Raw genomic sequence first — 26,819 nt, 5'->3', positions numbered from 1 at the left:
TATACCAAGATGGATAATATCAACTAAGTATTTTCTTTCTTCAGTTGCGGACATGATGATTATTTTTTGTTCTTTATTCATTTCAAGTATAGCTTTACTCATAGCAATTCCATCGAGGTTTGGCATATAAATATCACTGATTACGATATCATGATATTTATATCTTTCTTGATAATTTTGTGTATAAAGTTTTAGACCTTCTTCACCATCTGCTGCGGTATCTACATGTCCAAATATTTTCATAAAAAACTTTGTTGTTCTTTCACGAAGATCTGTATCATCTTCTACATAAAGTATTTTTAAATTTTTAGCTATTTCTTTTAGGGACTGAACCTTATTAAAACTTTTCACTTTTTTTCCTGTACTTCTTAGACTATTAACTCAGTCTTAGTATTACCTTGAATCAACAGTTCTTCAACATCTAAAATCAAAGCAATTTCACCACTACCCATGATAGCACTTCCAGAGAGTTCTTTGATCTTAGAAAGCGTAGCTCCAAGTGATTTGATAACAACCTGCTGTCTTCCTATAAGGTCGTCCACTAAAATAGCGTATTTGCCTTTTTCACTCTCTACACACATCAGTGTAGATTCAGATATTTCAGGTTTATCTTCACTTATCTCAAGAACATGGTTTAGTCTTACTATTGGAATCATTTCACCTCTTAAGTCTACAAACTCTCCCTGACGTTTAATAGAGTGAATAATGTCTTTAGATGGTTTAAATGATTCTAAAACAGAAAGAGTAGGAATAATGAAAGTATCATTTGCACTCTTAACTAACATCCCGTCTATAATTGCTAAGGTTAAAGGAAGTAAGATAATAAAGGTTGAACCTTTTCCTACTTCTGACGTGATTTCAACACGACCATGAAGTTTTTCTATGGATGAGCGTACAACATCAAGTCCTACACCTCTTCCTGAGATATCACTGATGACATCTGCAGTTGAAAAACCTGCTTGCATGATAAGAGCAAACACTTGTGAATCACTCATTTCATCATCTGCATTAATCAGTCCACGTTCAACAGCCTTTGAAAAGACCTTGTCCCGGTTTATACCACGTCCGTCATCTGATACTTCAATCGCAATATTTCCACTTCTATGGAATGCTTTTAGCGTTATAACGCCTATAGCCGTTTTTCCTTGTTCTAGTCTATCTTCTGCATTATCTTCTATACCATGGTCAATCGCATTTCTCATAATATGAATAAGAGGATCAGAAAGAGCATCAACCATTGTTTTATCAATTTCTGTTTCTGATCCCTCAATTTCAAGAGATATCTCTTTATTTACTTTCTTTGAAGCATCACGAGCAACACGTTTCATTTTCTCAAAGGTATCGCTTACTGCAACCATTCTCAATGACATAACACGGCTTTGTATAAGTCGTGTTATTTTTGAGAGAATATTCATAGTTTTGTTAACACCCTCATTCTTAATTTTTTTAATATCTTCGCTCTCTGCTATATAGTTTTGAGCAATTACAAGTTCACCGACTGAATCAAATAGTTCATCTAGTTTGTTTGTATCAATCTTTACAAATGAACGGGCATCATTTTTTCTTCTAGCAACAGTCGCTGGTACTTCTTTATCTTCTTTTCTCTTACCGAACTTAATATCTTCATCTCTAAGAACTTTAGGCTCAGGCTTAGTAACTATCTCTTTTGGGATATGTATAAACGTATATTCACTCTGCTCAATATACTCAAATATCTCCTCAATATCGTTTGATGCTTTATCGCTTGATAAAAATACATCAACTTTTTTAATAGTGTTTATCTCAGGATTAAACTCGCCAAGTGGAGTAATGTCATTCATATCCCACCAAGACTCCAGGATAGTTCCCTCTTCACTTAAAAGTTTAAATATCTTTGCATGATCGAAACCTCGAAAATATATATCATCATCAAGTGTTAGTCTTATATGATAAAGCTCTTGAGCATCTTCTACTAAAGCTTTCATACGATTTACATCATCTTCGTTAAAACTTCCACTCTTTACTTCTGTTGGTTTTGTATCTTGTATCTCTGCAAATTCAGCGGCAAGATCTGGAAGTTCTTCCTCTTTACCTGAACCTAGTTTATGTGCGAGGATTGATTTAATACCATCTAATACATCTTCATAGTTATCAGGTACGCCCTCATTCGAATCCACTTCTCTCCACATTACATCTTTAATAATATCTACAGCACTAAGAAATAAGTCTATACTCTCTAGATTTACATGATCATCTGTATTTCTATAGTGGTCAAGAACGTCTTCAAAGTGGTGAACAAATTTACCTAATCTACTAAATCCAAAAGAATTGGCACTTCCTTTTAAAGTATGAACACCACGGAAAAGTTCATTTAAAAGATCTTTGTCCTCAGGGCTCTCTTCAAAATTTAAAATATCAATATCAAGCTTTTCGATGATATCGGTAGCCTCTTCAATAAATATATTTTTTATTTCATCTTTAGTCATTTTGTATCCAATGCAGTGTTCCGTATTTTTCAAGCTTTAAATCAGCCCCAATAGCATCTATCTTGATTGAAGGCTTAGAGAGTTTAATGCTGTGAAGAAGTTGTAAGAGAGAAGAAGATGCAAATGTATCTTCTTTTCCTGTAATAGTTACTGCCTCTATGTATTCAAGTCTGTCCTCTACAAAGTTTTTCAACTCTAGAACTTCCTCTATATCCATATCTAAATCAATTTCAAGAATATCTCCATCAATAGTCATCTAGAACTCCTTAAGGTCCTCTTCATCAAGAGGGAATACATCTTCAGAACTTTTATGTGCTGACTTAGCTGCTCTTCTAGTAGGTGCGCGTTTTACTTGTCTACTACTTTGAAGTGGTGCAGATATTGCTGTCTGAGTTGTAGCTTCACCAACCATCTTAGCGATTACATTTACAGTCTCTTTCATTGATACTGCCTGTGCACTAAGCTCTTCTGCAGATGCAGCTGCTTCTTCACTTGTCGCAGCATTTTGCTGAGTAACTTGGTCGATTTCACCCATAGCTGTTGCTATTTGGTTCATTCCCTCACTCTGCTCTTTAGCAGATATAGAAATCTCTCCAATTAAATTAGATGTTTTAGAGATACGTTCTAAAATATCTTGGAATGCTTGAGATGTCATTTTTGAAATCTCTGAACCTTTTTTGGTTTGAGTAATCGATTCTTCAATAATAGTCGCTGTCTCAGTAGATGCATCAGATGATCTCTGTGCTAAACTTTTAACTTCATCTGCAACAACTGCAAACCCAAGTCCATGTTCCCCTGCTCTTGCTGCTTCAACAGCAGCATTTAGTGCAAGAAGTTTAGTTTGGGATGCAATTTCATCAATAGTTTTAATAATTTTAGAAATTCTTTCACTTGATGTATTTATCTCATCCATTGCCAAGATAAGCTCTTCACCTTTTAAAGCACCGTCTTCTGCTGAGTTTTTAGCGTCTTTAGCTAATATGTCAGCTTCACGAGCATTGCTAGAGTTTTGTGTGTTAATTGCAGTTGATTCTTCAACCGTAGCACTCACTTGCTCAACACTACTTGCCTGCTCACTCGCACCCTCTGCAAGACTAGATGCTGAATCTGCAATCTCTGTAGATGCACTTACTACCTGATCATTAGATTCTAAGATAGATTTAACTGCTGATACAATAGTTGTAGTAATATTTTTTGTTATAAAAAATGCCAATAATATACCGATGAATAGTGCAACTAAAAGTCCTATTATCATAGTAGTAACAGCTGACTCCATTGTTTCATTTGATTCCATTGCAAGTTTTGTTGTGCCACTTAATCCAGCACTGTATACATCTTCAACTGATTTTAATGCGACAGCACCTATTCCAACTAATTCTGCCAATATACTATTTGTATCTTCTCCTGCTTTTAAAAGTTGATTAAGTGCTTGCTTATAGTTCTCTCCAGCTTTATCGACTGCATCGATAGAATTTATATCTACCTGTGCTCTAGTAATAGTTTTTAACTCTACATAAACTTTATCTAATGCATCAAAAAGAACAAGTCCTTCTTGTAGAACTTTCGTGTCACGGCGAGCTGCTGATTTGAAGTTTGCAATTCTAGCGGCATTCCCTAAATCGATGACTTGATTTGCTAAGTTAATTTTTCTTAATCTTTCATTTATTTTACGTAAAGAAAGCTTGTTCTTTAAATCAGTACTTAACTTTCTTTCTTGACCATCTAATAATTTTGTTACCTCAGACATAAAGATACCTGCATTTTTATCTAAATCTGCTCTGATTTCCTTTTTATTTTTAAATACATTTTCTAATTTTATCATACCATTTTGATAGTTTTTAATTTCTTTTTCTAAAGGAATCAGAAGCTTCTTTAGAATAACTAGTGTTGGTTGATCTTCAACTAACTGCTTTATTTCATTTATTGCCTCATTGGTTTTTTCAAAGTTATTCTTGATACCAGTTAAATACTTATCTTGTTCAGTAAATATATATTTAGACACATCAATTCTTGCTTTTGCAAAGTAATTTTGAATTTCACCAGCGATTTTAACTTCTGGAACATATTTTTCATTTAATGCCGTAGCATTATTTTTTGCTATTCTCATGTTATATATTGCCATACTACCAAGCATCATCATAATGATTAGTACCATACCTAAACCACTTGCTATCTTTTTACCTAAGGTCATGTTTTGCATTTTATTTTTCCTCTTCTTTTGGTGTTTCATCTCTTTCTAATTTACTAATATCTAGTAACTCTTCCGCTTCAAATATCTTTTCCAAATTTAAAAGCATAATCACATCATTTTCAACTTCAGCAACATTTTCAATAAATGACGTATCTATATTACTTCCAAAGCGAGGAGCTTCAGAGATATGCTTTTTATCTATTGATAATACATCTTCTACTTGGTCTACTATAAAACCTATAGAAGACTTATCTACTTCATAGATGATAATTGCTGTATTTATATCCATCTCTCTTTCTTGCATTCCAAACTTCAGTCTAACATCAACAACCGGGATAATCGAACCCCTTAGATTTATAACTCCCTTCACAAAATCTGGAGTCTTTGGAATATGAGTGATATTGATTGTTGCAATAATTTCTTTGATTCTAGAAATATGAATACCATATTTTTCATCATCAACAGAGAAGGTCAGATACCTATTTGCAGATGTAAGTTCTTTAGTTTTTTTTATTTCACCCATAATTAAAGTCCTAATACCATTTTCATGGCTTTTACTAATTTCTCATCACTAAATGGTTTTACCAACCATCCTGTAACACCTATTTCTTTACCTTGTGCTTTCATCTGAGCAGAGCTTTCAGTTGTTAAAATAAGTATAGGTTTGGTTTTAAAAGAAGCGTGTTGTTTTAGCTCTCTTGCCAAATCAAGACCATTTAACTGAGGCATATTGATATCGCTAATAAGCAAATCAAAGTCTTCACTGCCACTAAGAAGTGCATCACGTAACTCAGCAGGGTTGAGATATGTCTTTAAAGTGATAGTTCCCGCACTCACTAAATCTTCCAATGCCATCTCAGCCGTTGCCAAAATAGTTTTTGAGTCATCTACTAAAATTATCTTCTTAGCCACAATAATCCCCTTTTTAAATATAAATTTCTTGCTCTTATTTGTGTATGAAGAAAGTATACATTTTTGCAGTGGCACTCAAGTGTCAATTTAAATTTCTCTCTTACACATGATCTAAAACATGTATGTATTTGAGGAATAATCAAACTAATTTTACTGGTTTTAATTTAGGGATTTATGATATATAAGCCATCCATAAGTACAACTAGATAGAATGGAGTGTAAATCAAACTCACATTCAAACAGATAATGAGTTACGGAGATTATATGAGCATACCTGAGAAAATAATACAAGATGTAAAAACAGTTGCCTATGAATGGCAAAAAGAGATACAGATTTCTCGAAAAGGTAAAGAGCAAGATTTCCATGAAATGATGCTCAAAATGTTAAAAAATCCTATAAATAAAATATTTCTTATTGAGTTACTCGATCAAAGTTTTCGTTCTCACAATGGAGATAGAGTAGCAGATCAATTAGAACATATATTTGATAAATATAAAAGTACTGATTTCTTTTCTCAGTTTGAGCAAATACTTATATGGTTATTTCGTGATGTTGGAGTATATATTAGTTCTATCTCCATTCCTCTTTTTGTGCAGTACCTGAGAAATGACATTAGTTCTATTGTAATCAAAGGCGAAGACCCTGTTTTATCTAAGCATATGCAAAAAAGAAGAAAAGAGGGAACGCGTGTAAATATTAACGTAATCGGTGAAATAGTTTTAAGTAAAGAAGAAGCTGATCAAAGAGTTGCAAAATATATAAAACTTCTACAAAACCACGATGTTGATTACCTCTCTATTAAAATATCTAATCTCTTTTCTCAGATAATTCCACATGCTCATGATAATAATATAAAGCATATTTCAGCACAGTTAGAAAGAGTCTATAGTGCCGCTATACAAAATACGTATACAGATAAAGATTCAAAAGAGTGTTACAAATTTGTAAATCTAGACATGGAAGAATACAGAGATATCGAAATTACTATAGATGCATTTAAAAATGTTTTAGAAAAAGAGCAGTATATAAATTATCAAGCTGGAATTGTTATTCAGACCTATTTACCAGATGCCATCATATATATAAAAGATCTATATAAATGGACTAAAAATAGGGTTGATAATGGTGGTGCTCCTATAAAGATTCGTATAGTTAAAGGTGCAAATCAAGAAATGGAACTCACAGAAGCATCTCTAAGAGGATGGCCGAATGTTACATACTCTTCAAAAGCAGAATCTGACGCAAATTTTAAAATAGCTATGGACTTTCTACTAGATCCTGAAGTTGCACCTTATGTACATACCGGTGTAGCTTCTCACAATCTTTTTGATCATGCCTTAGCAATGCTTTTAGCTAAAGAAAGAAATGTTGAGCAGTATGTGAGTGCGGAGATGCTAGAAGGTATGAGTGAAGCAGCGTATGAACTTCTCAAAGCTCAAGGTTTAAATGTAATACTCTATGCTCCAACTGCTACAAAAGAAACTTTTACAAATGCCATCGCTTACTTGGTACGTAGGTTTGATGAAAATACAGCTGATCAAAACTTTTTAAGACATAGTTTTGGTCTTGAAGTGGATACTCCGGAGTGGGATATACTCATTAAAAGTTACGATGATGCTATAGCTCTCATAGAAACAGTTGATCAAACGCCCTATAGAACACAAAATAGAAATACAAAAATTATAAAAGAAATTATTCATGTAGAAGATTATCATTTTGAAAATGAGTCAGATACTGACTTTACCCTCAAAGTAAATAGAGAATGGGCAGAGAAAATTCGTAATAAATGGCAAAACATAGGTCAAACTGGTGGTTTTAATGCCTACCCTGTTGTAGGTGGAAAAACTATTACAATAGATAAATGTGTTGAAGTTATAGATAAAAGTCAATATCATGAGAATAAACTTGTCGGTACTTATGGTGAAGCTACTCAAGAGCATATGCACACAGCAATTGCAACAGCAAAAGAAGATCCTGATGGCTGGAGAAGACTATCAACAGTGCAAAGACAAGAAATTCTGATGAACGTAGCACATGAACTAAAGATAGCAAGAGCTGACCTTATAGGAGTAGCTGCGGCAGAAGTAGGTAAGGTATTTACTGAGACTGATGTTGAAGTAAGTGAGGCTATTGACTTCTTACATTTCTATCCTTACAGTGTGGTAAAAATATCAAATCTTACTGGTGTCCAAACAAGCCCGAAGGGTGTTGGTTTAGTTATTAGTCCATGGAACTTTCCTATTGCGATTCCTGCTGGTGGAGTTGGAGCATCCTTAGCAGCTGGAAACACCGTAATACTTAAACCTGCAAAAGACTCCATACTGAGTGCATATAGACTATGTCAATGTTTCTGGGATGCTGGTGTGAGTAAAAATACACTGCAGTTTGTTCCTGCTCCAGGTTCACTTGTTGGTGAACACATGATTCCAAGTAAAGACATAGATTTTACTATCTTTACAGGTGGTGAAGAGACTGCCTACCAGATCATAAAAACTCGTCCTGATATATCTCTTAGTGCTGAGACAGGTGGTAAAGATGCGACTATCGTTACAGCTTTGGCTGATCGTGATCAAGCTATTAAAAATGTAGTTGTTTCTGCATTTCATAACTCTGGACAAAAATGCTCAGCTACCTCTTTACTTATTTTAGAAAAAGAGCTTTTTAATGATGCAAGTTTTAAACAAACGATTAAAGAAGCAGTCGAGTCACTTCAAACAGGTTCTGTATGGGATTTTTCTAACCGTATAGGAACACTTTCAAACCTTGCATCTGGTAAACTAAAGAAATCCTTGACGTACCTTGATGAGGGTGAAGAATGGTTAGTCGAGCCAAACTATGCAGATAAAAACAATCCATACATGTTAACTCCCTCTCTAAGATGGGGAACTAAAAAGAACGACTTTACTCATATGAATGAACTCTTTGGCCCTGTTCTTAGTGTGATGTGTGCTGAGGATTTAGATGATGCTATAGACATAGTGAACTCTACGGGCTATGGTTTAACTTCAGGAATCGAGACATTAGATAAGAGAGAACAAGATTATTGGAGAGAAAAAGTTATTGCTGGAAACCTCTACATAAACCGGGGAACTACAGGAGCTATAGTAATTCGTCAACCATTTGGCGGTATGGGAAAATCTGCAATAGGTAGTGGTAAAAAGGCTGGTGGATTTAACTATGTTAGTCAGTTTATGAACATTGACTGTAAAGAAACGAACCTCTATGAATCATGCTCAACCCAGTATATAAATCAGATGAGAAGCTTTTTAACGAGAGACACTGTATTTAATACTGAATGCGAAGCTGCTCTTAGGCATATCTGTAATTTTGCGCATTGGCATGAGGTTGAATTTTTAAAAGAACATGACTACTCATATATTAGAGGTGAAAGTAATATTATACGTTATCTTCCTGTACAAAGCGTACTACTGAGAATTGAAGAAAATGATAAGCTTGATGAAATTTTAACTACTATAATGGCTATTAAGATGATTGGAGCACGACTCCATATTTCTATACCTAGAAAATCTAAAAAAATAAAACTTATTTGGCTTGAATCAAAAAAACACTCTTTTATAGGTAAAGACGATACTTTTAGTAGAGATGACGAAGCTAAGCTTATAAGTATAATACCTACAGTTCAAAGAGTGAGATTTTTACACCCAAACAATGTTACGCAAAATGTTTACCAAGCCATAGCCAATAAAGCTATATACATAGCAAGTGAGAATTTTCTCTCTCATGGAAGACTAGAACTTATGCATTACTTTATAGAACAAAGCATTTCAAATTCATATCATAGATATGGTAATCTAGGTATCCAAGGCCTAATAGTGGAGGAAGTTTAATATGCAGATAGAGATACTAATATCATTTACAGGATATTTACTTGTAATGTTAGCAATAGGATTTTATTTTTACTTTAAAACAAGTGATTTAAGTGATTATGTGTTAGGTGGACGTGGGCTTAATCCTAGTGTAACTGCTTTAAGTGCTGGAGCATCTGATATGAGTGGATGGTTACTTTTAGGCTTGCCAGGTATGATGTATAGTGATGGAATAGTTGGGAGTTGGATAGCATTAGGACTTGTAGTGGGAGCGTATCTCAATTGGCATTATGTAGCAAAACCACTGAGAGTTTATACACATCATCTTAATGATTCCCTTACTATCCCAGATTATTTGGCAAATCGTTTTGAAGATAAAGGCAATTTTCTTAGAATAATAACAGCCATTGTAATTTTACTTTTTTACACTCTCTATACATCTTCTGGACTTGTTGGGGGAGCTAAACTCTTTGAAGCTACATTTGACATTGCATATGCAGATGCATTGCTTATAGGTACTTTTATCATTGTTTCTTATACTTTTTTAGGTGGCTATAACGCTGTAAGTTGGACAGACTTTCTTCAAGGGATCTTGATGATGTTGGCATTAGTTATAACGCCTGTTGTTGTAATATTTGAGCTTGGAGGTATTTCAAATGCCTTGCATTCTATACAAACGATAGATCCTACTCATTTAAACATGTTAAGTGGAGCTTCTTTTATCTCCATACTATCTCTTTTGGCATGGGGACTTGGTTATTTCGGTCAACCGCATATATTGGTTAGATTTATGTCAATCAGAGATGAGAATGAAATACATCATGCCAAGTATATCGGTATGGGTTGGATGATTATTTCAGTCATTGGTTCTTTGAGTGTTGGATTTTTTGGACTTGCCTACGTTGTTTCAAATGGTGTAGATTTGGCTGATAGCGAAAAGATTTTTATAACGCTTTCACAGCTTATTTTCAACCCTTGGATAGCAGGTTTTTTACTCGCAGCAATACTTGCAGCAATTATGAGTACAGTTGATTCTCAGCTTCTTGTTTCATCCTCTGTACTGACAAGAGATATCTATCATGCTATAATACGTAAGAATGCAAGTAATACAGAATTAGTTTGGATAGGTCGTGCTACCGTAATCGGGGTTGCTTTTATAGCATGGGTTATATCTGCTGATAAAAATTCTAGTGTGCTTGCCCTTGTTTCTTATGCGTGGGCAGGATTTGGTGCTGCATTTGGGCCACTTATAATACTGAGCCTTTATAGTCGAAACATTACAAAATATGGTGCGATTGCAGGAATGCTAGTTGGAGCCTTAACAGTTATAGTCTATAAACAATTAGAAGGTGGAATATTTGATATATTTGAGCTATTACCAGGATTCATTTTTTCTTGGATAGCGATAGTAGTATTTAGTAAATATGGAACTTCAAATCCAAGTTCTATAAATAAGAAGTTTGATGAAGTTCAAAATAGATTAAAATAAATTAAAAAATTTGGAGCAAATAAATTGAAAAGAATAGTTATAAAAGTAGGAAGTTCTGTTTTGACCAATACAAATAGTATGGCAAAAGAAAGAATGTTAAACTTAGTGAGTTTAATCGCAAAAGCTAGAAAAAAATACGAAGTAATTCTTGTAACATCGGGTGCAGTTTCTGCTGGATATACAGCTGTTCAATTAAACAAAAGTATTCCAACAAGTAAAAAAGTTTTGGCTTCTCTTGGTCAACCTATACTTATGAGTTCATATAAAAAATTATTTGATATTTTTGATGTAACAATATCTCAAATACTTTTGACAGAAGAGGATTTTGACTCTCGTGTGCACACTCAAATTGTACAAGACATTATAGATAGAACATTAAAGAATGATATCTTGCCAATTGTAAATGAAAATGATATCTCTACAACTCCAGACCAATTATTTGGAGACAATGATCAACTCTCAGCTCATGTCGCGTATCATACTAATTCAGATATGCTTGTGATCTTAAGTGACATTGATGGTTATTTTGATTCAAATCCAAAAAACAATCCCAAAGCAAAAATAAGAAAAATTGTATCAGAAATTACAGAAGAAGAGCTAAACCAAAAGCACACTCCAAACAATCAGTTTGCAACAGGTGGCATTGTTACTAAGCTAAAAGCTGCTAAGTATATGATGGATCACAATAAAGAGATGTTCTTATGTAATGGTTACGATGTATCCTCTGCAAAAGAGTTTTTAATCGAAGGGACTCAGAACAAGGGAACATTGTTTACAACCAAAAAATCTAGACAAGAAGTTCTTTCCTAAATCTCTATATGAATTTTTATGCAATAATAATTGGAACCGAGATTTTAAATGGAAGACGAGAAGATAAGCATTTTCAGTTTCTCAAAAATGAGTTAGCTAAATATGAGCATGAACTCTTTGCGTCATTTATTATAAAAGACGACAGAGAACTTATCAAAAGATGTTTGGAGATGATCAAAGATGATGAAAAGAGTGTTCTTTTCTCTTTTGGAGGTATTGGTTCGACTCCTGATGATTTGACAAGAGAAATTGCTTCAGAAGTGTTTCGGGGCTCCCCTGTTCTTCCCCATAAAAAGTTTTTACAAGATATTATTGATAGATTTTCAGAAAAAGCTTATCCACATAGAATACATATGGCAGATCTTCCACCACAATCGGACCTACTCTTTAATCCCGTAAATAATATGTCTGGATTTTCACTCGATAATAGATTCTTCTTCACCCCAGGTTTCCCATCTATGGCCCACCCTATGGTTGGGGAAGTGATAAAAAAATACTTTAGCACTTCTATAAAAAAGTTTAGAAAAACACTCCTAGCAGACACAAGTGAAGAATCACTCATTACATTGATGCAGAAGCTTCCTGACAATATAGAACTTTCTTGCCTCCCAATGTTTATAGACACTAAAGCAAAAGTAGAACTTTCTTTGAGTGGAATAAGGCTAGAGGAAGTTGAAGCACACTTTGCAGCCTTCGTAAACGAGTTAAATTATAAAAATATATATTACGAATTAACTTGATGCCTACACTTTTATACTAAACACATTCCACTTTAAAATATTTTTTTAATAAAAAAGGAGGAATGACCGTGGTCATGATGATTACTAAAATAAGCATTGCATAAACATCATTAGTAAGAATTCCATTTACCCTTCCCATTTCAGCAAAAATAAGTCCAATTTCACCACGAGGAATCATAGATATTCCAATAATTGTATTGTTTCGAATAGATTTTTGATAAATAAAGAAAGCACCAACAAATTTACTAATAAAAGCTATAAAGATAAAAGTTATAACCATTACAAAGAAAGACGGCGAATTCCAATCTATTACACTTAAGTCAACAGATAGCCCAACCATAACAAAAAATATTGGTGTAAATATTTGGATAATTGGTGTCATACTGCTCTTCACTTCATCTAGTAATTTACCCCCTGTATTTAAAAAAGCACCAAAAGGTAGAAAGAACCTACGTGAAAGTGCAACTCCTGCGGCAAAAGAACCTAAAATTGCTGGTGCTCCAACTAAATGAGAAAGGTAAGAAAAAAGTAATATCAATGAAATTATGATTGTTGGTATGTATCCTGGAACCAAATGGTTTCCATGATATTTATCAATCAAATAAGCTAAGGCTTTTGCCAATACTGGAGCCAAGGTTAAAAAAGCGAGTACCATAAATGTCACTGAGAGTGTATGATTAAAGCTCACTTCATGAGAAATAGAAAAATCATAAATAAATACTAAAAGTATAATCCCTATAATATCATCAATAACAGCTGCACCTATAACTATGTGAGCTATATTAGTCTGCTCCATATGTATATCTTTTAATACTCTAATTGTGATACCAATACTTGTAGCTGTAAGTGTTCCACTGATAAATAAGGATATATCAAAAGAGAGTTCAAAAATATAGTAAGAAGTAAAAAAACCAAATATAAAAGGTATAGTTACACCAAGAAGAGCTACAACTATAGATTTTTTACCAGCACTCTTTAATCTTTCATAGTCTGTTTCAATACCAACTTCAAAGAGAAGTAATATTATTCCGATTTCTGCCAATATTTTTAAGATTTCATTGGGTTCTACTATGCCAAGAATTGATGAGCCTAAGAGTATCCCAGCAAAGAGTTCACCGAGGACTGATGGTATCCCAAGCCTTGCGAAAAGTTCACCTAAGAACCTTGCTACAATTAAAATTAAAAAGAGGGTTAAAAAAAAATCATGCGCTTCCATACGCTTATTATACTATGAAAACCCTATCTTCACTATCAAGCACTTTTACTTGAAGGTTCTTTAGATTTTTACCAAATAACTTTCCCAGCCATCATAACTTCCATTACAACTAGTACTCATATCTATGATTTTCATGGTTAGTTCATCTATGTCATAGTAAAAAGGTACATCCCACCTATAAAACTGCACACCGTACATTGTTTTATTCTTAAAAGGCACTTCCATATCTTTTTGATTTGTAAAATTTTCTACTTCTATTAAATCTAGGAAACTTTGACGGTCCTCTTCACTACTAAAGTACGCTTTATGCTCTATAGCACGATCAATCCTTAGATTATCGCCATGCTCTTTGAGTTTATTACATGAATGATGATTCGCAATCATTTGCCACTCTTTTACATTTGGAAAAAGTAACTTTTGGTACACTTCCCATTCCATGTCTATACGAGAACCTAACTCATGCGTATATTCTTTAAAGTGATTCATTGCGGATTGGACTGTATCACTCCACTCCAAATCTAATTTAAGATAGTAAATAAAGTTTACTTCACCTTGAGAAATGATGCGACCAATATACTTTCCACTTCTGTAACGAAGTGATTCCAGTTCAAGTCTATCTTCAATCGAACCAATATCATTGGCTTCCTTATCTGTTACCAAACCATCTTCTTTAGGGTTGTTTAGTTTTACTTTTACAAAGGCAACATATATATATTCTGTATCTGGTAGCATGTCAGATACACTTGCGTTAAAAGATACCATTGCCTTATGTCCATCAATAGGTTTAACGTAACTTTCCCAATATTCTTGCATAACTGTTCCTTACTCCATTTCCAAGCTTATGAGAAACATATCTTTCCCATCAATTACTTCTACGTTTATAAATTTATGTTTTTTGATAATAAAGGTTTAAATGTTATTAAAAACTCTTCTATATATCATTAAAACAAATAATAGAAGAGTTTAAAATTCCTCAGAGCATGCACGGCTTATAATTTCAAGGAGACAAAATCAAATATGCTCGTTCAACGGAATAACAATGATAATCATTCAGTAATCTTATAACTGAATGAGTATTCATATAATATTGTTTACTTGCTTAATAATACATGAAAATAATATACTAACTATGAAAATTTTGATAGATTTTTTTATTATAAATAGACCTTACATCCTATACGATACTCATACTAAGAAAATCCTAGCTGTCACATATACTGCCACAACATCCATCCATATGCTATAATTTAATACTCAGAGGAACAAAGGTCATAGTTATGAATAAAAATATTGAACTCAGAAGAGAGTATTGGAAAGATAGAAAAAGTGACTTTGTTATACTCTTAGAGAATTGGCTTAAGCATGAGAAAAAAACTTTAGTTATATCTGCAGATAAACTTTATGATGACTACCTAAGTACTGGTATAGAAGCATTTGAATTATCAGAATATAAGTATGGAAAAGACGTACAAAAATGGTTTGACAAAACTTTACATTAATAGGGGTGTAATTTTATACCTACTAAATTCTTTACCTTTTACTTCTATAACGTGAACTGCACATGCAAGACAAGGGTCAAATGAATGTATTACTTTTAAGACCTCAAGAGGTTTTGTAAGATCTTGTATCTTTAAGCCAATAAGAGCCTCTTCATAAGCACCTCTTTTACTATCAAAATTTTTCGGCGTTGCATTCCAAGTAGTTGGAGCGATTACAGAATAATTTTTGATTTTTGCATCCTTGATCTTAATTAAGTGAGCAAGAGTTCCTCTTGGTACTTCTAAAAAAGCTTTTCCCTCTACCTCAGTCTTCACCCTACTAAAGTCATACTTCGTCCATGTTTGTGTATCGTAGTACTTTATGTTTTGTAAGAGTCTCGAAACTAGTTTAAAAATATACTCACAAATATAAGAACTCTCTATTGCTCTTGCTACATTTCTTCCAACTGAAGAAGACAGATCAAGTAGTTCTAAATTAGTCGCTTCTAAAAACTCATCTACAAAAGACATAATAAGTGGATTCTTTTTTGTATAACTTATCAAAACACGTGCTAATGGACCTGTTTCCATTGTTGAGCCATTATACCTCGGTGCTTTAATCCAAGAATACTTATCATCATTTTTTACTGTTTTTAATGATCCATCTTTATTTAAGTCGGTGTATTTTATCTCTTGCTCTGCTGTATCTCCATCATACCAAGCTCTATCCACTTCCTCTATTATTTTGCTTGCATCAAAATCTTCAATATTTTCAAAATCATGATTGTAAATCACACCATTACAAAAAAGTCTTCTCTCTCCTTCAAACTCATAACCACCGACTGACATAAAGTTACCATTGGCTCGTCCTACCCCTGCCTTAATCTCATCACGATAGGCAATGGCTAAAAGTTTTGCATCAGGTAAATAAGCCCTCTCAATAAACTCTTGTGCATCTTTAATAATAAAAAGATAATCGTTAAGCCTTTGAGGATTCAACATATCAGCTACACTAGTAACTCCACCTACTACTATGCTTTGAGGATGTGGTGTTTTACCGCCAAAAATTGCAACAGCCTTAGATATTTTTGTTTGAAACTTCAATGCCTCTAAATAATGTGAAAGCATAATTAAATTTTGCTCAGGACTTAGCTTATATGCCTCATGTCCCCAGTAGCCATTTGAGAATGGACCCAGTTTTCCGCTTTTAATAAAGTTATCTAACTTTTTGAGTGTCTCTTCATAATGAGAATGAGAATTTCTAAAAGGCTTTGGATGATACTTGTGTGCTTCTTTTGAAGTACGTTTTGGGTCTGCTTCCAAGGCACTTGTTACATCTACATAATCTAAAGCATGTAGATGATAAAAATGTACTACATGATCTTGTATAAAAAGTGCCATCGCCATCAAGTCTCTTATGATCTCAGCATTTTTAGGCACAGCTATTTTATAAGCATCTTCAACACTTGTAACAGCACCACGAAAATGAGAGGAAGTACATACACCACAAATACGTCCAGCTAAAAGTCCCGCATCTCTTGGATCACGATCTTTGAGTATCATCTCTATTCCACGAAAAAGCTGCCCACTTGCCCAAGCTTCTTGTACAACATTGTTTTCATCGACTTCAACTTCTATACGTAAGTGACCTTCGATTCTTGTAATTGGGTCTATAATAATTTTTTTATTTTTCATACTTTCTCTCATTTGCATATTTATCAACAAATCCAACTTCTACACATCCCATACAACCATGTCCAGCCTGCACAGGCCAACTTGTTCCACTGTTAAACTTCATAGTTGGACAATTTACATTTGTGTAAGGACCTTTACAGCCCATCTCAAAAAGGCAGTACCCTTTTTTAGCTCCTTCATCTCCCCACTCTTGTACAAATTCTCCAAGTTCATAATGTCCCCGTCTCTCACAGTTATCATGTACTCGTCCTTCATATGCCCATAAAGGACGGTTGAATTTATCAAGTGGTGGTAATTCTTCAAACATTAAATAAGAAAGTAATGTACCTATAATATTTGTAGGATTTGTAGGACATCCTGGAATGTTGATGATATCATCACGCTTTAGAGCCTCGCCAACACCAACAGCACCAGTTGGATTAGGCTTTGCTGCTACAATCCCACCATCAAAAGCACAACTACCAACAGCTATAACTAAAGCTGCATCTTTGGAAGTTCTTTGCAGTAACTCTATCCCCGTTTCACCACGAGAACCAATTCGTAAAAATTTTCCATCCATTGCTAAAGGAACTGCGCCTTCAACGATAAGAACATATTCTCCTTTTTGCTCTCTTATAATCTCTTCTAAAATAGACTCGCTTTGATCCCCACTAGCACTCATAAGAAGTTCATGATAATCGAGTGAGATATAATCAAAAATCAACTCTTCAATAGCTGGATTTGCAGATTTTATAAAGGCTTCAGAGTTCCCACTACAATCTGCTAGCTCTAACCAAATAATTGGAATTTTATTAAGTGTTTTTATCCCTGTCTCTACAAGTGCTTCAAAATTAGGGTGAAGTTGCATACTCGCCGTTACCATTGACACCCAGCTATTTACTTTATTTTGTGCAATATCCAGTGATTCTAAGGCACATGATAAATTCTCTGGACTTAGGTTATTCAGAGGATGAAGAGTATTAAATTTTTCTATACGTTTTAAAACCTTTTCAATCTCTTGTTCTCTTTGTATCTCCTGGGAACTTTTTCTAAGCTTATTTGGGTCTATGAGGTGTTGTGAGTCTTTGATGACATCTTGCACCATTATCTTACACCTTCCACACGTACGACCAGCTTGTGAATATTGTGACAACTCTCCAAAGGAAGTTATACCTGATGCACTTACTATATCAACAAGATCTTGTGTATAGATATGTTCACAGCTACATACTAAACGCCCTCTCTCGCCGATAAGTCTGTTCTCATAAAGATAATTAATATCTACCTTTTCACCACTCTGCATGAGTTTTTCTAAGTACGCTGTATCAACATTTGAATTAATTCCAATAAAACGAGTTAATCGGTCGAAATTAAAAAAATACTCATCTATTCTATTTTCTTCTTTTGAGCTCATAAGAACTTTTTCATAATCTTTAAAAAACTGACTAGAACTTAGTTCAACCAACTCAAAAGAGCCAACTTTTAACATGTCTATATCTATCTCTCTCTCAAACGCTTTTACTTCAAGTCCCAATATATGCGAAATTGCACAATTTGCTTGTGAGACACATGCTTTGACATGTCCAGCTACAAAATGAAATGCTTCAACTTCAGCACATTCTCCAATTGCATAGATATTTGTATCTTCAGTCTGCATGTAATTATTTGTGAGCAAACCTTTCTTAGATTTTAATATACCTCTAAAAGGTTCGATGTTTGGTTTTATTCCTGTACCAAAAATAAGGAAGGGATCTTTTATCTCTAATTTTTTTGTTTTTAAAAGTGTAATTTGAGAATCTTGAATGATTTTATCAACTATTTCATCTTCATAAGATATACGAACTTTACCATTACCCACATATGCTTCATGAATTGTATCCATGGAATCATGGGAGAGAACTTTGCTATAAAGATGGGAAGCTCTTACAAGTAAGGTAATGTCTTTGACATCACTCATAGCATTAAGAGTCTCAAGAAGTTCAAGAGCTATTGGCCCACTACCTACTATAACCACTTCTCTATTTTTTATGCCTTCTCTGATTATCTTAGAATCATCAGCACTTCTAAATATAGCCGCATTAGAAATATTTTCTATACCAAAAAGAGAGATTGGGAGAGAACCTGTTGCAATAATCAACTTGTCATAGCTATACATTGCATCTTGCGTATAAACACGTTTATTTTGCTTGTCAAGATTAATTATTTTTTGATTAAGTTCAAGTTGCACAGTAGGATTAACAGCTAAAGCAATACCATCTATTTTTTCTGATTCATCGATTAAACGACATAGATGGATTCTATCATAAGGGGGATATTTTTCATCACTTAAAAGAATTACTTCTAAAGATGCATCTTTTTCCTTTAATGTATTTGCTACATATGTACCGGCAATTCCTGAACCAATGATTACTATTCTCATGCTTCACCTCTTCATCGTAAATAAACTCTATCCTAAGATTACTAAATACCTTAAGTATATCATTAAAATAGGATTATCTTATATTGCTTTAAACATTATATAGTATCATTTACTTTTAAACACGTCACTGTTTATAAGAGTAATATAACAATTAAAATGGATATTTATGGTCATAGTAGGTATAGGCAACGTATTACAAAAAGATGATGGTTTAGGTGTATATGCAGCAACATATCTCCATGAAAATTATACTTTTTCACCAGAAGTGGAAATAATTAATGGTGGTGTAGAGGGGATCCGTTTATACAATGTGCTTGAAGATAATTCACATGTTGTTATCTTAGATTGCTTACAGCTGGATGATACCCCTGCTTCTATTTACGCTATTCCTGCAAAAGAGATTTCTGGGTATGGTCTTAACAATGGTGGTGCGCATGAGATAGGTATTTTGCAGTGTATGGATATGATGGAACTTCAAGGTAAAGAGATTCCAGAATCTATTGTCATTGGAATAATACCAGCAAGTGTTACATTTGAATTTGGCTTAAGTCAAGAGCTCGTAGACGCTTTTGAAGGCTATATTTCTGTTATATTGCAGTATCTTAAAAAGCAAGGTATTGAAGCTACAAAAGCATCTTCTACCACAGAACTCTTACAAATTATGGACAGAGCAAAAGACCCTTCGGGAGTTATGATTTAAACATATCTATAAGGAGAAAATTAAAATGAAAAAAGATATTCCTGACGAGGAAATAGAAACTCAAGAAGAAGTAAAATTTGGATACAGCTCAAGTGTTGTCTTTCTTATTTTTATCGGTTTTATTATCTACATATCAGTAAAATAATTACATCTTATGCAAGGCTAAATACCTTGCTTCATCACTGATTTAACAACACTTGTTTCCCAGCCATCATACTGTGCGCCATAAAATTCTGTTATTTCTATCAAGTTGAATGTAATCTCATCAATATCATGATAAAAAGGTTTATCTAAACGATAAAAATCTAAACCTTTAACTCCATCTTCATTTTTAATCTCTTCTTTGACTTTAAAACCTTCTTTTTCCAATGCTTGCGTTAAGGATTCTTGCACTTCTTCATTTTTAAAGTAAACTTTATGCTCAATAGCTCGTGGAACTTGTAAACTATCTCCTTGTTCTTTTAAACTATCACATACTTTATGGTTTTGGATTAGTTGCCACTCCTTGGATGTTGGATAAAGTAAATTTTTATAGTAATTCCAATCTGCATCATGACTATGTCCATTTGTTATATCGTACGATGTATGCTCATTGAGGGCATACTCTATAAAGTCTGGCCAGTTATAAGTAAACTGCAAATAATATAAAAATGTAACATAGCCATCTGAAACAATACGTCCTACATACTTTCCAATACGAAATTTAAGCATAGATGATTCAAGCTTATCTTCCATAAAAAGTATTTCTGGCTCTTCTTTCTCTGAGAGAAATCCCTTTTCATTCGCATCTTTTAATTTTGCTTTAACAAAACCTACTGTTTGATGCGTATATTCTAGATCCTCTATCTCCATAGATATACCTGCATTAAACTGTATAAGAGCAGCCTTCCCTTCTAAATTTTTCATATATAATTCCCAGTATTCTTGCATCCTAATTTCCTTATTTCATTTCTAAACTCATGAGGTACATATCTTCCCCATCGAGTACTTTAACTCTAAGACTTTCACATTTCATACAAAAGTAACGAACTTCATCTACTTCAAAAATATTTCCACATTCCTTACACTCAAGCTTAAGCTTCTGCGGGTTAATAATAAGCTCTGCTTCATCGCATAATGTTCCTTCTTTAAATGTATCAAAAGCGACTTGCAGAAGATGTATTTCAATACCAGCCATAACACCAATTTTAATAATTACTTTAACAACTTTAGTAGCATCATTTTGTGCGGCTACTTCTTCACATTGGTTTAGTAATGCTTGTACGACACTATATTCATGCATTTTTTTCATCCTTTATCGATTTTAACTTTAACCTTGAAGGTGTATGTATTGGGCATATTTTATACACAAACTCATAACGTAAACTATGGAATGCACTCTGTGTATCCCAAAACTCTGGATGCATCACTTCGAGTTCTTTTTCTTTTAAGGCCTCAATTGTTGCTTTATTTTCTTCTAGGAATTCTTCTTTATCCCATAAAAACTCATCATTATATTTTGATAAAGCAAAACTATGAAGTGATTCTAAATACTCGGTATGAGTAAACACTTCATCTATCATTCCTAATGATTTTGCCTGTGTAACTGATATAGGTAAACATTCATTGAGTAATTTATTTGCTATAACTTTACCAACTCTTTTGGGCAGAGTATATGTATGGTATTCACTCCCACTTAATCCTAATGTTTTATAATGAGGATTAAGAACTACACCTTCCTCGCCAACAGCATAATCACAAGCAATTCCCATAAAAACACCACCTGCTCCTGCATTAGTAGAAAAAGAAGCTACTGTAACTACTTCATCTGCATAAAGTATGGCACGAACTACATCATTCATCGCATTAATATTAGCCCAACCATCTTCCCCTTGTTTTTGACTATCTTCTAAGATATTTAAATGTATTCCGTTAGAGAAAAAGTCTTCACCGCCCATAAGAACAAGTACATCATATTGGGTTTTAAGATACTCAATCGCGTACTTAAGACGAATGCACTGTGCTGTATGCATAGCACCGTTATGAAAATTAAAATGTAAATAAGCTACATTCTCTCTTATTTGCACACTCAGCTCGTAAAATGTAGCATAATTCTTTTCAAAAATAAGGGCTAAACGTTCTTCTTTTATACCCTGAAGTTTTTCCTTAAGTACATATGTAGCTGGTAGTTTAAAACCATTAATCTCCTTTAAATGGCTAATCCATAGAGCCCCATCAATCGTTCCTAAACAAATTGCTCCATCTCGTTTTGCTAGAATCTCCTTAGACTTACCTTGGAGCTTTTCTTCTTTATGTGCCCCGTATAAGTAACAAGGTAAACCTAGAATTTCATCTAGTACACCAGGAAGAGAATCACAAAGGTAGATTTTTTCTATTATTCGTTGAGTTGTATCTGTTGACCAATTTATAGTTTTGTCTTCTTGGCTTACTTTTTCATGGATTGGATTAAGTTCTTGCTCTACAAAATTATCATTTTTTATATTTTCTAACAAAGTATCCAAAGCATTAAGTGAAGCGCGTACAATCTCTTTTCTATAAAGAGATGCTTTGTATGTATCTCTGACATCAAAGCTTTGCTGTGCATAAATATTTCCACCATCGTATAGGCTGTTTGCACGAAGAACTACTAAACCCCATTTCTTATTGTGACTGGCTAAGGCATGTTCTAAAGAATGTGGACCTCTATCTCCTCGTGGACCAGGATGAAAGATATATACAGGATATGTCTCATAAATCTTAGAAGAGAGATAGCTTTTTAAATAGGGGCAAAGTATTAACTCTGGCTCAAAGTTTTCAATTTCTTTGAGTGTTTGTTTTTCATCTCTATTAAAGCATACTGACACTTTATGCTTAGCATCTTTTAGTTTGGTGTATACAGCTTGTGTTTGCGAATTAAAAGCTGTGACTAAAAGAAGGATTTTCATGTACTATACCTAGCAAATACGAGGTAATAGTTCACCAGTAGGTAAATCTAAAAAGCGTTTTGTTCCCCAAGAAGAGTTTAACAGTACTCTTCCCTTGTATTGCTCACTCACACTAGCTATCACTGTTGAAGTCTTATGTGTTTGTTGGAGTACTTCTAAGGCTTTAGCTTCGTCTTCTTTTGCTACTGCCAAAACAAAAGTACCTTCATTAGCAAGGTCAACTGCTTCAAAGCCCAACATTTCACAAATGCCTCGAACTTCTTCTTGAACTGGGATACTCTCTTCTATAACTTCTATACAAACATCTGAACTTTTTGCCCATTCATTTAAAACAGCACTCACTCCACCACGGGTTGCATCTCGCATAGCAACTATTTTAATCCCAGAGTCTATGAGTTTTTTTATCTCAGGATACAGTGATGCGCAATCTGTTTGTAAAGTACTCGCAAGTTCTATACCCTCACGTGCTGCAAAAATCGTAGCACCATGTGTCCCAACATCACGACTTACTAAAACACTCATTCCTTCTTTTAAGCCAGAAGCTGAGATTCCTTTATGTTGTATTTCACCGATACCAGTAGTATTGATAAACAACTTATCTACACTTCCTCTTGGAACTACTTTTGTATCGCCACTCACAACAATAGCACCGTTTATATCAAGTTCTTTTTTCATAGATTTAACTATTTTTTCTAATTCACGTGTTGAAAAACCTTCTTCAATAATAACTGAGCACGTCATATACTTAGGTTTTGCCCCCATCATAGCAAGATCATTACACGTTCCACAAACTGCTAGCTTTCCTATGTCCCCACCAGGGAAGAACAAAGGACTAACGGTGAAGGAGTCTGTAGTAAAGGCGAGCTTACCATCTTCGATAACAGCAGCATCTTCACTTTTTGCTAAAATATCATTTTCAAAATGTTTATAAAAAACTTTCTTTATGAGCTCGTTATTCTCTTCCCCACCATTACCATGAGCAATCGTAATTGTCTTTGTCATCTTCTTCCCTTTGTAGTAATAGTAGTTTTAAATTAAATTTCCATATTTATAGTATGCAGCACAAGCACCTTCACTACTTACCATACATGAACCAATAGGAGTTGTAGGTTTACAAGCCGTACCAAAAATAGTACATTCCTGTGGTTTAGCCATTCCACGTAAGATATCACCACAAATACAAAGCTTATGGTCTTCTATCTCAGCAATAGGAAGTACACTTTTATACACTTTTTCTGCATCATACTCGGCATATTTATCTCGCAACTTTAACCCACTATCTGGGACATTACCAAGCCCTCTCCATCTAAAGAGACTCATTTTTTCAAAGTAAGTGTTTATCAAGTCTTGCGCTTTAAGATTACCATCATGATTTACCACGCGCTTATACTGTATTTCAAGTTCACATCTTTTTTCTACAAATTGCTTGACTATCATACTAATACCCTGCATCGCATCCACTGGTTCAAACCCTGTTACAACGACAGGACGTCCATAATCTTTTGGAAATTTATCGTAAATCTTAGAACCAGCTATAACACTTACATGACTTGGCCCTAAAAAAGCATCGATTTCATTGTTATAAGAATCTACATGTACATCACGACTATCTATAAGCTCGACCATTACTTCAGGAACAGTTACATGATTTATATGAAATAAAATATTTTGTATTTTCAGCTTTATAACTTGCTGTACAAGTACTGCTGTCATAGGAGTAGTTGTTTCAAAACCTATAGCAAAAAAGATTATCTTTTTATCAGGGTTTTCTCCAGCAATTTTAATACACTCCATAGGAGAATATACAAAACGAACATCGGCACCTTTAGCACGTGCATCTTGTAAACTTCCGTTTGAGCCTGGCACTTTTATCATGTCACCGAGAGTGACCAAAATAACATTTTCTTGCATTGAGAGGACATATGCATGATCTATTCTCTCTTTTGGCATAATGCACACAGGACAACCCGGTCCATGAATAAAGTTTACATTTTTTGGAAGAAGTTGAGGCAAACCAAACTTCATAATGGTATGTGTGTGACCACCACAAACTTCCATAATATTAATAGGTTTATCTAATTTTTCTGCATCTTGTGCAATGATCTTTGCATACGCTTTAATTGTCTCGCCATCACGAAAATCATCATAAAGATTTTTAAGTTCAAGTTCTTGCATTAGGTCTTAATCTCCTCAGCATACTTTTCACCACGGGCTTCACATTCATCATCTTCTAGAATAGCCCGTTGCCGTTCTTCATTATTCATATGTTCAAGTATCTCTTTGTAGGTATCAATGGAAGCCATAGCTTCATCTTCATCAATCTTATTCATAACAAAGCCAATATGTAAAAGTACATAATCACCTATACCTACATCACCATCTTCCATCATCATGAGATTAGCATCACGTTGTACTCCCATCGTATCAACAGTACACATTGTTTCATCATCTGAAATTTTTACGACTTTACTTGGAATTGATAAACACATGTTAATCTCTCATCTTACGTTTAAATTCAATCCAGTCTGCGACTGCTTTCACTGAATCTATATCATGTACGTTTACTTCTAAAATATCAACATTGGGTTTTATTCTTCTTGCTTGGGCTTTTTCTGCTTTTATATCATATTTAAAATGTGGTAATAAATCTGTTTTAGTAATGAGGATTAAATCAGCTTGACGAAACATCACAGGATACTTAGCAATTTTGTCTTCACCCTCGGGTATAGAAACAAGAACTATGTTTAAGTGTGTTCCAACATCATACGATGCTGGACATACAAGGTTTCCAACATTTTCTACAAAACAAACATCCATATCCTCAAGTGGCATATGGTGCAAGCCTTTATGTACCATAAATGCGTCAAGGTGGCATGCTGTTCCTGTTTGTATTTGCTCGGCATGTATTCCTTTGGCTCGTAAACGATTTGCATCACGTTCTGTTTCTAAATCACCCTCAACAACTCCAAATCTAAACTTTGCCACATCAACAAGGCACTCCAAAAGTGCTGTCTTTCCAGAACCTGGACTAGACATAAGATTTACACCTAAAATTCCGTGGTCTTCTAAGTGTGTTCTATTATGATTTGCTTCTTGATCATTCTTGTCTAATATTTTTTGGATAACAGCAATTGTTTTTGTATCATTTAACTGCGGGTTATGATGTAAATGCTCATGCGCTTTTTGATGCTCACCAGAATTACTTTCTTCACCTATATTTTTTTCATGAGAATGAAATGTTTCTCCTCCATCATGACTATGTTCTCCAACTCTATCTTCCATTCCTCTTATACTACATCCACAATCTGCACACATTTTGACTCTCCTATCCTAATAAAATATTTGTTCCTACAACAAGCGAAATAACGCCTACTGTAGTGAATGTTCGTCTTACATTTGTAAGGCTACCTAAAAAATTTTGGTTTATATAAAGCATAACCATTCCAAATGCTCCAAAAACAATCATAACACCTAAAGTAAATGCTCCAACCATTATCAAATCGACTGTACCACCACTTACTGCTCCAAGAGTTATGAGCATACCTCTCACTCCTCCCGCTCCCATTAAGAGACCTAAGCTAAGCGATGAAGTCTTAGCAACAGAGTCATCACTATGTTCGTGTGATTTACCAAACCAAATATGAACATGTTCTTTATTTTCATGTATATGCTTATGCAATTGAATACGTTGTGTTGCCACCATAAAAAGTAGATAAGCCCCCATTCCTATAATCACTGTTGCAGAAACTATATCTCCGTATGCTAATATATCTTCGGAAATCTCTATGGATTCTAATAATTTTGCAAAAATAAAAAGACTTATTCCATGTCCCAATGCAAATAAAAATGTAATCACTAATGTTTTACGCTGATTCTTTCCTACAGAAAAGTCTGCTATCGCGCTAAGATGATCAGGGCCAAAAGCATGAATTATCCCATACCAAAAGATTATAATTAATGATAACTCCATTTC

Annotated in this window: 24 protein-coding genes; 6 read left to right on the top strand and 18 right to left on the bottom strand. The window is 34.1% G+C overall.

The window, feature by feature from the left end:
- The 6 genes from ACI9TV_RS10790 to ACI9TV_RS10765 form a co-directional block, all read right to left on the bottom strand.
- Window positions 1-351, bottom strand: a 351-nt coding sequence (locus tag ACI9TV_RS10790) for a response regulator transcription factor (protein ID WP_415250804.1), incomplete at its 3' end; no start/stop codon positions are given.
- Between the two features lie 17 nt (window positions 352-368).
- Complete coding sequence (locus tag ACI9TV_RS10785) at window positions 369-2,465, bottom strand: chemotaxis protein CheA (protein WP_415250803.1); 2,097 nt, start codon at window positions 2,463-2,465, stop codon at window positions 369-371.
- Window positions 2,458-2,721: a hypothetical protein gene (locus ACI9TV_RS10780; RefSeq protein WP_415250802.1), complete on the bottom strand. Its 264-nt coding sequence runs from the start codon at window positions 2,719-2,721 to the stop codon at window positions 2,458-2,460. The genes ACI9TV_RS10785 and ACI9TV_RS10780 overlap by 8 nt, the downstream gene beginning before the upstream one ends.
- Window positions 2,722-4,665 (bottom strand): methyl-accepting chemotaxis protein, encoded by a 1,944-nt coding sequence (locus tag ACI9TV_RS10775; protein ID WP_415250801.1) that lies wholly within the window; start codon window positions 4,663-4,665, stop codon window positions 2,722-2,724.
- Between the two features lies 1 nt (window position 4,666).
- Window positions 4,667-5,179 (bottom strand): chemotaxis protein CheW, encoded by a 513-nt coding sequence (locus ACI9TV_RS10770; RefSeq protein WP_415250800.1) that lies wholly within the window; start codon window positions 5,177-5,179, stop codon window positions 4,667-4,669.
- 2 nt (window positions 5,180-5,181) lie between these two features.
- Window positions 5,182-5,568: a response regulator gene (locus ACI9TV_RS10765; RefSeq protein WP_415250799.1), complete on the bottom strand. Its 387-nt coding sequence runs from the start codon at window positions 5,566-5,568 to the stop codon at window positions 5,182-5,184.
- Window positions 5,569-5,832: 264 nt separating this feature from the next.
- Between ACI9TV_RS10765 and ACI9TV_RS10760 the strand changes: the two genes are divergently transcribed.
- Genes ACI9TV_RS10760 through ACI9TV_RS10745 form a run of 4 tightly spaced genes read left to right on the top strand, consistent with a single transcriptional unit; the run spans window position 5,833 to window position 12,435 of the window.
- Entirely contained in the window at window positions 5,833-9,417 is a 3,585-nt protein-coding gene (locus ACI9TV_RS10760; RefSeq protein WP_415250798.1) for a proline dehydrogenase family protein, read from the top strand.
- A 1-nt stretch (window position 9,418) separates the two neighbouring features.
- A complete protein-coding gene (gene putP / locus ACI9TV_RS10755; RefSeq protein WP_415250797.1) occupies window positions 9,419-10,885 on the top strand; it encodes a sodium/proline symporter PutP in 1,467 nt (488 codons plus the stop codon).
- A 24-nt stretch (window positions 10,886-10,909) separates the two neighbouring features.
- Window positions 10,910-11,695: a glutamate 5-kinase gene (proB, locus tag ACI9TV_RS10750; RefSeq protein ID WP_415250796.1), complete on the top strand. Its 786-nt coding sequence runs from the start codon at window positions 10,910-10,912 to the stop codon at window positions 11,693-11,695.
- A gap of 8 nt (window positions 11,696-11,703) precedes the next feature.
- Entirely contained in the window at window positions 11,704-12,435 is a 732-nt protein-coding gene (locus tag ACI9TV_RS10745) for a competence/damage-inducible protein A (protein ID WP_415250795.1), read from the top strand.
- A gap of 16 nt (window positions 12,436-12,451) precedes the next feature.
- Here the strand turns inward: ACI9TV_RS10745 and ACI9TV_RS10740 are convergent, their stop codons facing one another.
- Both ACI9TV_RS10740 and ACI9TV_RS10735 read right to left on the bottom strand, forming a co-directional pair.
- Complete coding sequence (locus tag ACI9TV_RS10740) at window positions 12,452-13,651, bottom strand: cation:proton antiporter (RefSeq protein ID WP_415250794.1); 1,200 nt, start codon at window positions 13,649-13,651, stop codon at window positions 12,452-12,454.
- 60 nt (window positions 13,652-13,711) lie between these two features.
- Window positions 13,712-14,464, bottom strand: coding sequence for a DUF695 domain-containing protein (locus ACI9TV_RS10735; RefSeq protein ID WP_415250793.1), 753 nt, complete (start codon window positions 14,462-14,464; stop codon window positions 13,712-13,714).
- A 464-nt stretch (window positions 14,465-14,928) separates the two neighbouring features.
- Between ACI9TV_RS10735 and ACI9TV_RS10730 the strand changes: the two genes are divergently transcribed.
- Window positions 14,929-15,150, top strand: a complete 222-nt coding sequence (locus ACI9TV_RS10730; RefSeq protein ID WP_415250792.1) for a hypothetical protein — start codon at window positions 14,929-14,931, stop codon at window positions 15,148-15,150.
- On the opposite strand, the gene ACI9TV_RS10725 is transcribed toward ACI9TV_RS10730, so the two are convergent.
- Entirely contained in the window at window positions 15,142-16,824 is a 1,683-nt protein-coding gene (locus ACI9TV_RS10725; protein WP_415250791.1) for a nickel-dependent hydrogenase large subunit, read from the bottom strand. The two genes, ACI9TV_RS10730 and ACI9TV_RS10725, sit on opposite strands and share 9 nt — an antisense overlap.
- A complete protein-coding gene (locus ACI9TV_RS10720; RefSeq protein WP_415250790.1) occupies window positions 16,814-19,222 on the bottom strand; it encodes a hydrogenase small subunit in 2,409 nt (802 codons plus the stop codon). Before ACI9TV_RS10720 ends, ACI9TV_RS10725 begins: the two co-directional genes overlap by 11 nt.
- Before the next feature lie 166 nt (window positions 19,223-19,388).
- Between ACI9TV_RS10720 and ACI9TV_RS10715 the strand changes: the two genes are divergently transcribed.
- Entirely contained in the window at window positions 19,389-19,922 is a 534-nt protein-coding gene (locus ACI9TV_RS10715; RefSeq protein WP_415250789.1) for a HyaD/HybD family hydrogenase maturation endopeptidase, read from the top strand.
- A 162-nt stretch (window positions 19,923-20,084) separates the two neighbouring features.
- Here the strand turns inward: ACI9TV_RS10715 and ACI9TV_RS10710 are convergent, their stop codons facing one another.
- From ACI9TV_RS10710 to ACI9TV_RS10675, 8 genes are all read right to left on the bottom strand, one after another.
- On the bottom strand, window positions 20,085-20,828 hold the full coding sequence (locus ACI9TV_RS10710; protein ID WP_415250788.1) for a DUF695 domain-containing protein: 744 nt from the start codon (window positions 20,826-20,828) through the stop codon (window positions 20,085-20,087).
- A 34-nt stretch (window positions 20,829-20,862) separates the two neighbouring features.
- Complete coding sequence (gene hypA / locus ACI9TV_RS10705) at window positions 20,863-21,204, bottom strand: hydrogenase/urease nickel incorporation protein HypA (RefSeq protein WP_415250787.1); 342 nt, start codon at window positions 21,202-21,204, stop codon at window positions 20,863-20,865.
- Window positions 21,197-22,846 (bottom strand): enoyl-CoA hydratase-related protein, encoded by a 1,650-nt coding sequence (locus tag ACI9TV_RS10700; RefSeq protein ID WP_415250786.1) that lies wholly within the window; start codon window positions 22,844-22,846, stop codon window positions 21,197-21,199. Before ACI9TV_RS10700 ends, hypA begins: the two co-directional genes overlap by 8 nt.
- A gap of 9 nt (window positions 22,847-22,855) precedes the next feature.
- Window positions 22,856-23,848: a hydrogenase expression/formation protein HypE gene (hypE, locus tag ACI9TV_RS10695; protein ID WP_415250785.1), complete on the bottom strand. Its 993-nt coding sequence runs from the start codon at window positions 23,846-23,848 to the stop codon at window positions 22,856-22,858.
- 27 nt (window positions 23,849-23,875) lie between these two features.
- Window positions 23,876-25,021, bottom strand: a complete 1,146-nt coding sequence (hypD, locus tag ACI9TV_RS10690) for a hydrogenase formation protein HypD (RefSeq protein ID WP_415250784.1) — start codon at window positions 25,019-25,021, stop codon at window positions 23,876-23,878.
- The gene (locus ACI9TV_RS10685) at window positions 25,021-25,335 is read right to left on the bottom strand and encodes a HypC/HybG/HupF family hydrogenase formation chaperone (protein ID WP_415250783.1); all 315 of its coding nucleotides are present in this window, start codon (window positions 25,333-25,335) and stop codon (window positions 25,021-25,023) included. The genes hypD and ACI9TV_RS10685 overlap by 1 nt, the downstream gene beginning before the upstream one ends.
- A gap of 1 nt (window position 25,336) precedes the next feature.
- Complete coding sequence (hypB, locus tag ACI9TV_RS10680; protein WP_415250782.1) at window positions 25,337-26,161, bottom strand: hydrogenase nickel incorporation protein HypB; 825 nt, start codon at window positions 26,159-26,161, stop codon at window positions 25,337-25,339.
- 10 nt (window positions 26,162-26,171) lie between these two features.
- The coding region (locus tag ACI9TV_RS10675) for a hypothetical protein (protein ID WP_415250781.1) at window positions 26,172-26,819 on the bottom strand (648 nt) is incomplete at its 5' end.

Origin of the sequence: Sulfurimonas sp. (assembly GCF_047622445.1) — a bacterium.
In the GTDB taxonomy this organism is placed as follows: Bacteria; Campylobacterota; Campylobacteria; order Campylobacterales; family Sulfurimonadaceae; genus Sulfurimonas.
This window is presented reverse-complemented; position numbering and strand designations above follow the sequence as displayed.

What these genes read in the sequence shown, in the direction of transcription:
- ACI9TV_RS10745 (WP_415250795.1), top strand. Translation starts at nt 11,704, where the DNA reads ATGAATTTTTATGCAATAATAATTGGAACCGAGATTTTAAATGGAAGA.
- ACI9TV_RS10780 (WP_415250802.1), bottom strand. Translation starts at nt 2,721, where the DNA reads ATGACTATTGATGGAGATATTCTTGAAATTGATTTAGATATGGATATA.
- ACI9TV_RS10700 (WP_415250786.1), bottom strand. Translation starts at nt 22,846, where the DNA reads ATGAAAATCCTTCTTTTAGTCACAGCTTTTAATTCGCAAACACAAGCT.
- ACI9TV_RS10735 (WP_415250793.1), bottom strand. Translation starts at nt 14,464, where the DNA reads ATGCAAGAATATTGGGAAAGTTACGTTAAACCTATTGATGGACATAAG.
- ACI9TV_RS10715 (WP_415250789.1), top strand. Translation starts at nt 19,389, where the DNA reads ATGGTCATAGTAGGTATAGGCAACGTATTACAAAAAGATGATGGTTTA.
- ACI9TV_RS10685 (WP_415250783.1), bottom strand. Translation starts at nt 25,335, where the DNA reads ATGTGTTTATCAATTCCAAGTAAAGTCGTAAAAATTTCAGATGATGAA.
- ACI9TV_RS10775 (WP_415250801.1), bottom strand. Translation starts at nt 4,665, where the DNA reads ATGCAAAACATGACCTTAGGTAAAAAGATAGCAAGTGGTTTAGGTATG.
- ACI9TV_RS10720 (WP_415250790.1), bottom strand. Translation starts at nt 19,222, where the DNA reads ATGAGAATAGTAATCATTGGTTCAGGAATTGCCGGTACATATGTAGCA.
- ACI9TV_RS10785 (WP_415250803.1), bottom strand. Translation starts at nt 2,465, where the DNA reads ATGACTAAAGATGAAATAAAAAATATATTTATTGAAGAGGCTACCGAT.
- ACI9TV_RS10770 (WP_415250800.1), bottom strand. Translation starts at nt 5,179, where the DNA reads ATGGGTGAAATAAAAAAAACTAAAGAACTTACATCTGCAAATAGGTAT.
- hypE (WP_415250785.1), bottom strand. Translation starts at nt 23,848, where the DNA reads ATGACAAAGACAATTACGATTGCTCATGGTAATGGTGGGGAAGAGAAT.
- ACI9TV_RS10760 (WP_415250798.1), top strand. Translation starts at nt 5,833, where the DNA reads ATGAGCATACCTGAGAAAATAATACAAGATGTAAAAACAGTTGCCTAT.
- ACI9TV_RS10740 (WP_415250794.1), bottom strand. Translation starts at nt 13,651, where the DNA reads ATGGAAGCGCATGATTTTTTTTTAACCCTCTTTTTAATTTTAATTGTA.
- hypB (WP_415250782.1), bottom strand. Translation starts at nt 26,161, where the DNA reads ATGTGTGCAGATTGTGGATGTAGTATAAGAGGAATGGAAGATAGAGTT.
- putP (WP_415250797.1), top strand. Translation starts at nt 9,419, where the DNA reads ATGCAGATAGAGATACTAATATCATTTACAGGATATTTACTTGTAATG.
- ACI9TV_RS10730 (WP_415250792.1), top strand. Translation starts at nt 14,929, where the DNA reads ATGAATAAAAATATTGAACTCAGAAGAGAGTATTGGAAAGATAGAAAA.
- ACI9TV_RS10710 (WP_415250788.1), bottom strand. Translation starts at nt 20,828, where the DNA reads ATGAAAAATTTAGAAGGGAAGGCTGCTCTTATACAGTTTAATGCAGGT.
- ACI9TV_RS10725 (WP_415250791.1), bottom strand. Translation starts at nt 16,824, where the DNA reads ATGAAAAATAAAAAAATTATTATAGACCCAATTACAAGAATCGAAGGT.
- hypA (WP_415250787.1), bottom strand. Translation starts at nt 21,204, where the DNA reads ATGCATGAATATAGTGTCGTACAAGCATTACTAAACCAATGTGAAGAA.
- hypD (WP_415250784.1), bottom strand. Translation starts at nt 25,021, where the DNA reads ATGCAAGAACTTGAACTTAAAAATCTTTATGATGATTTTCGTGATGGC.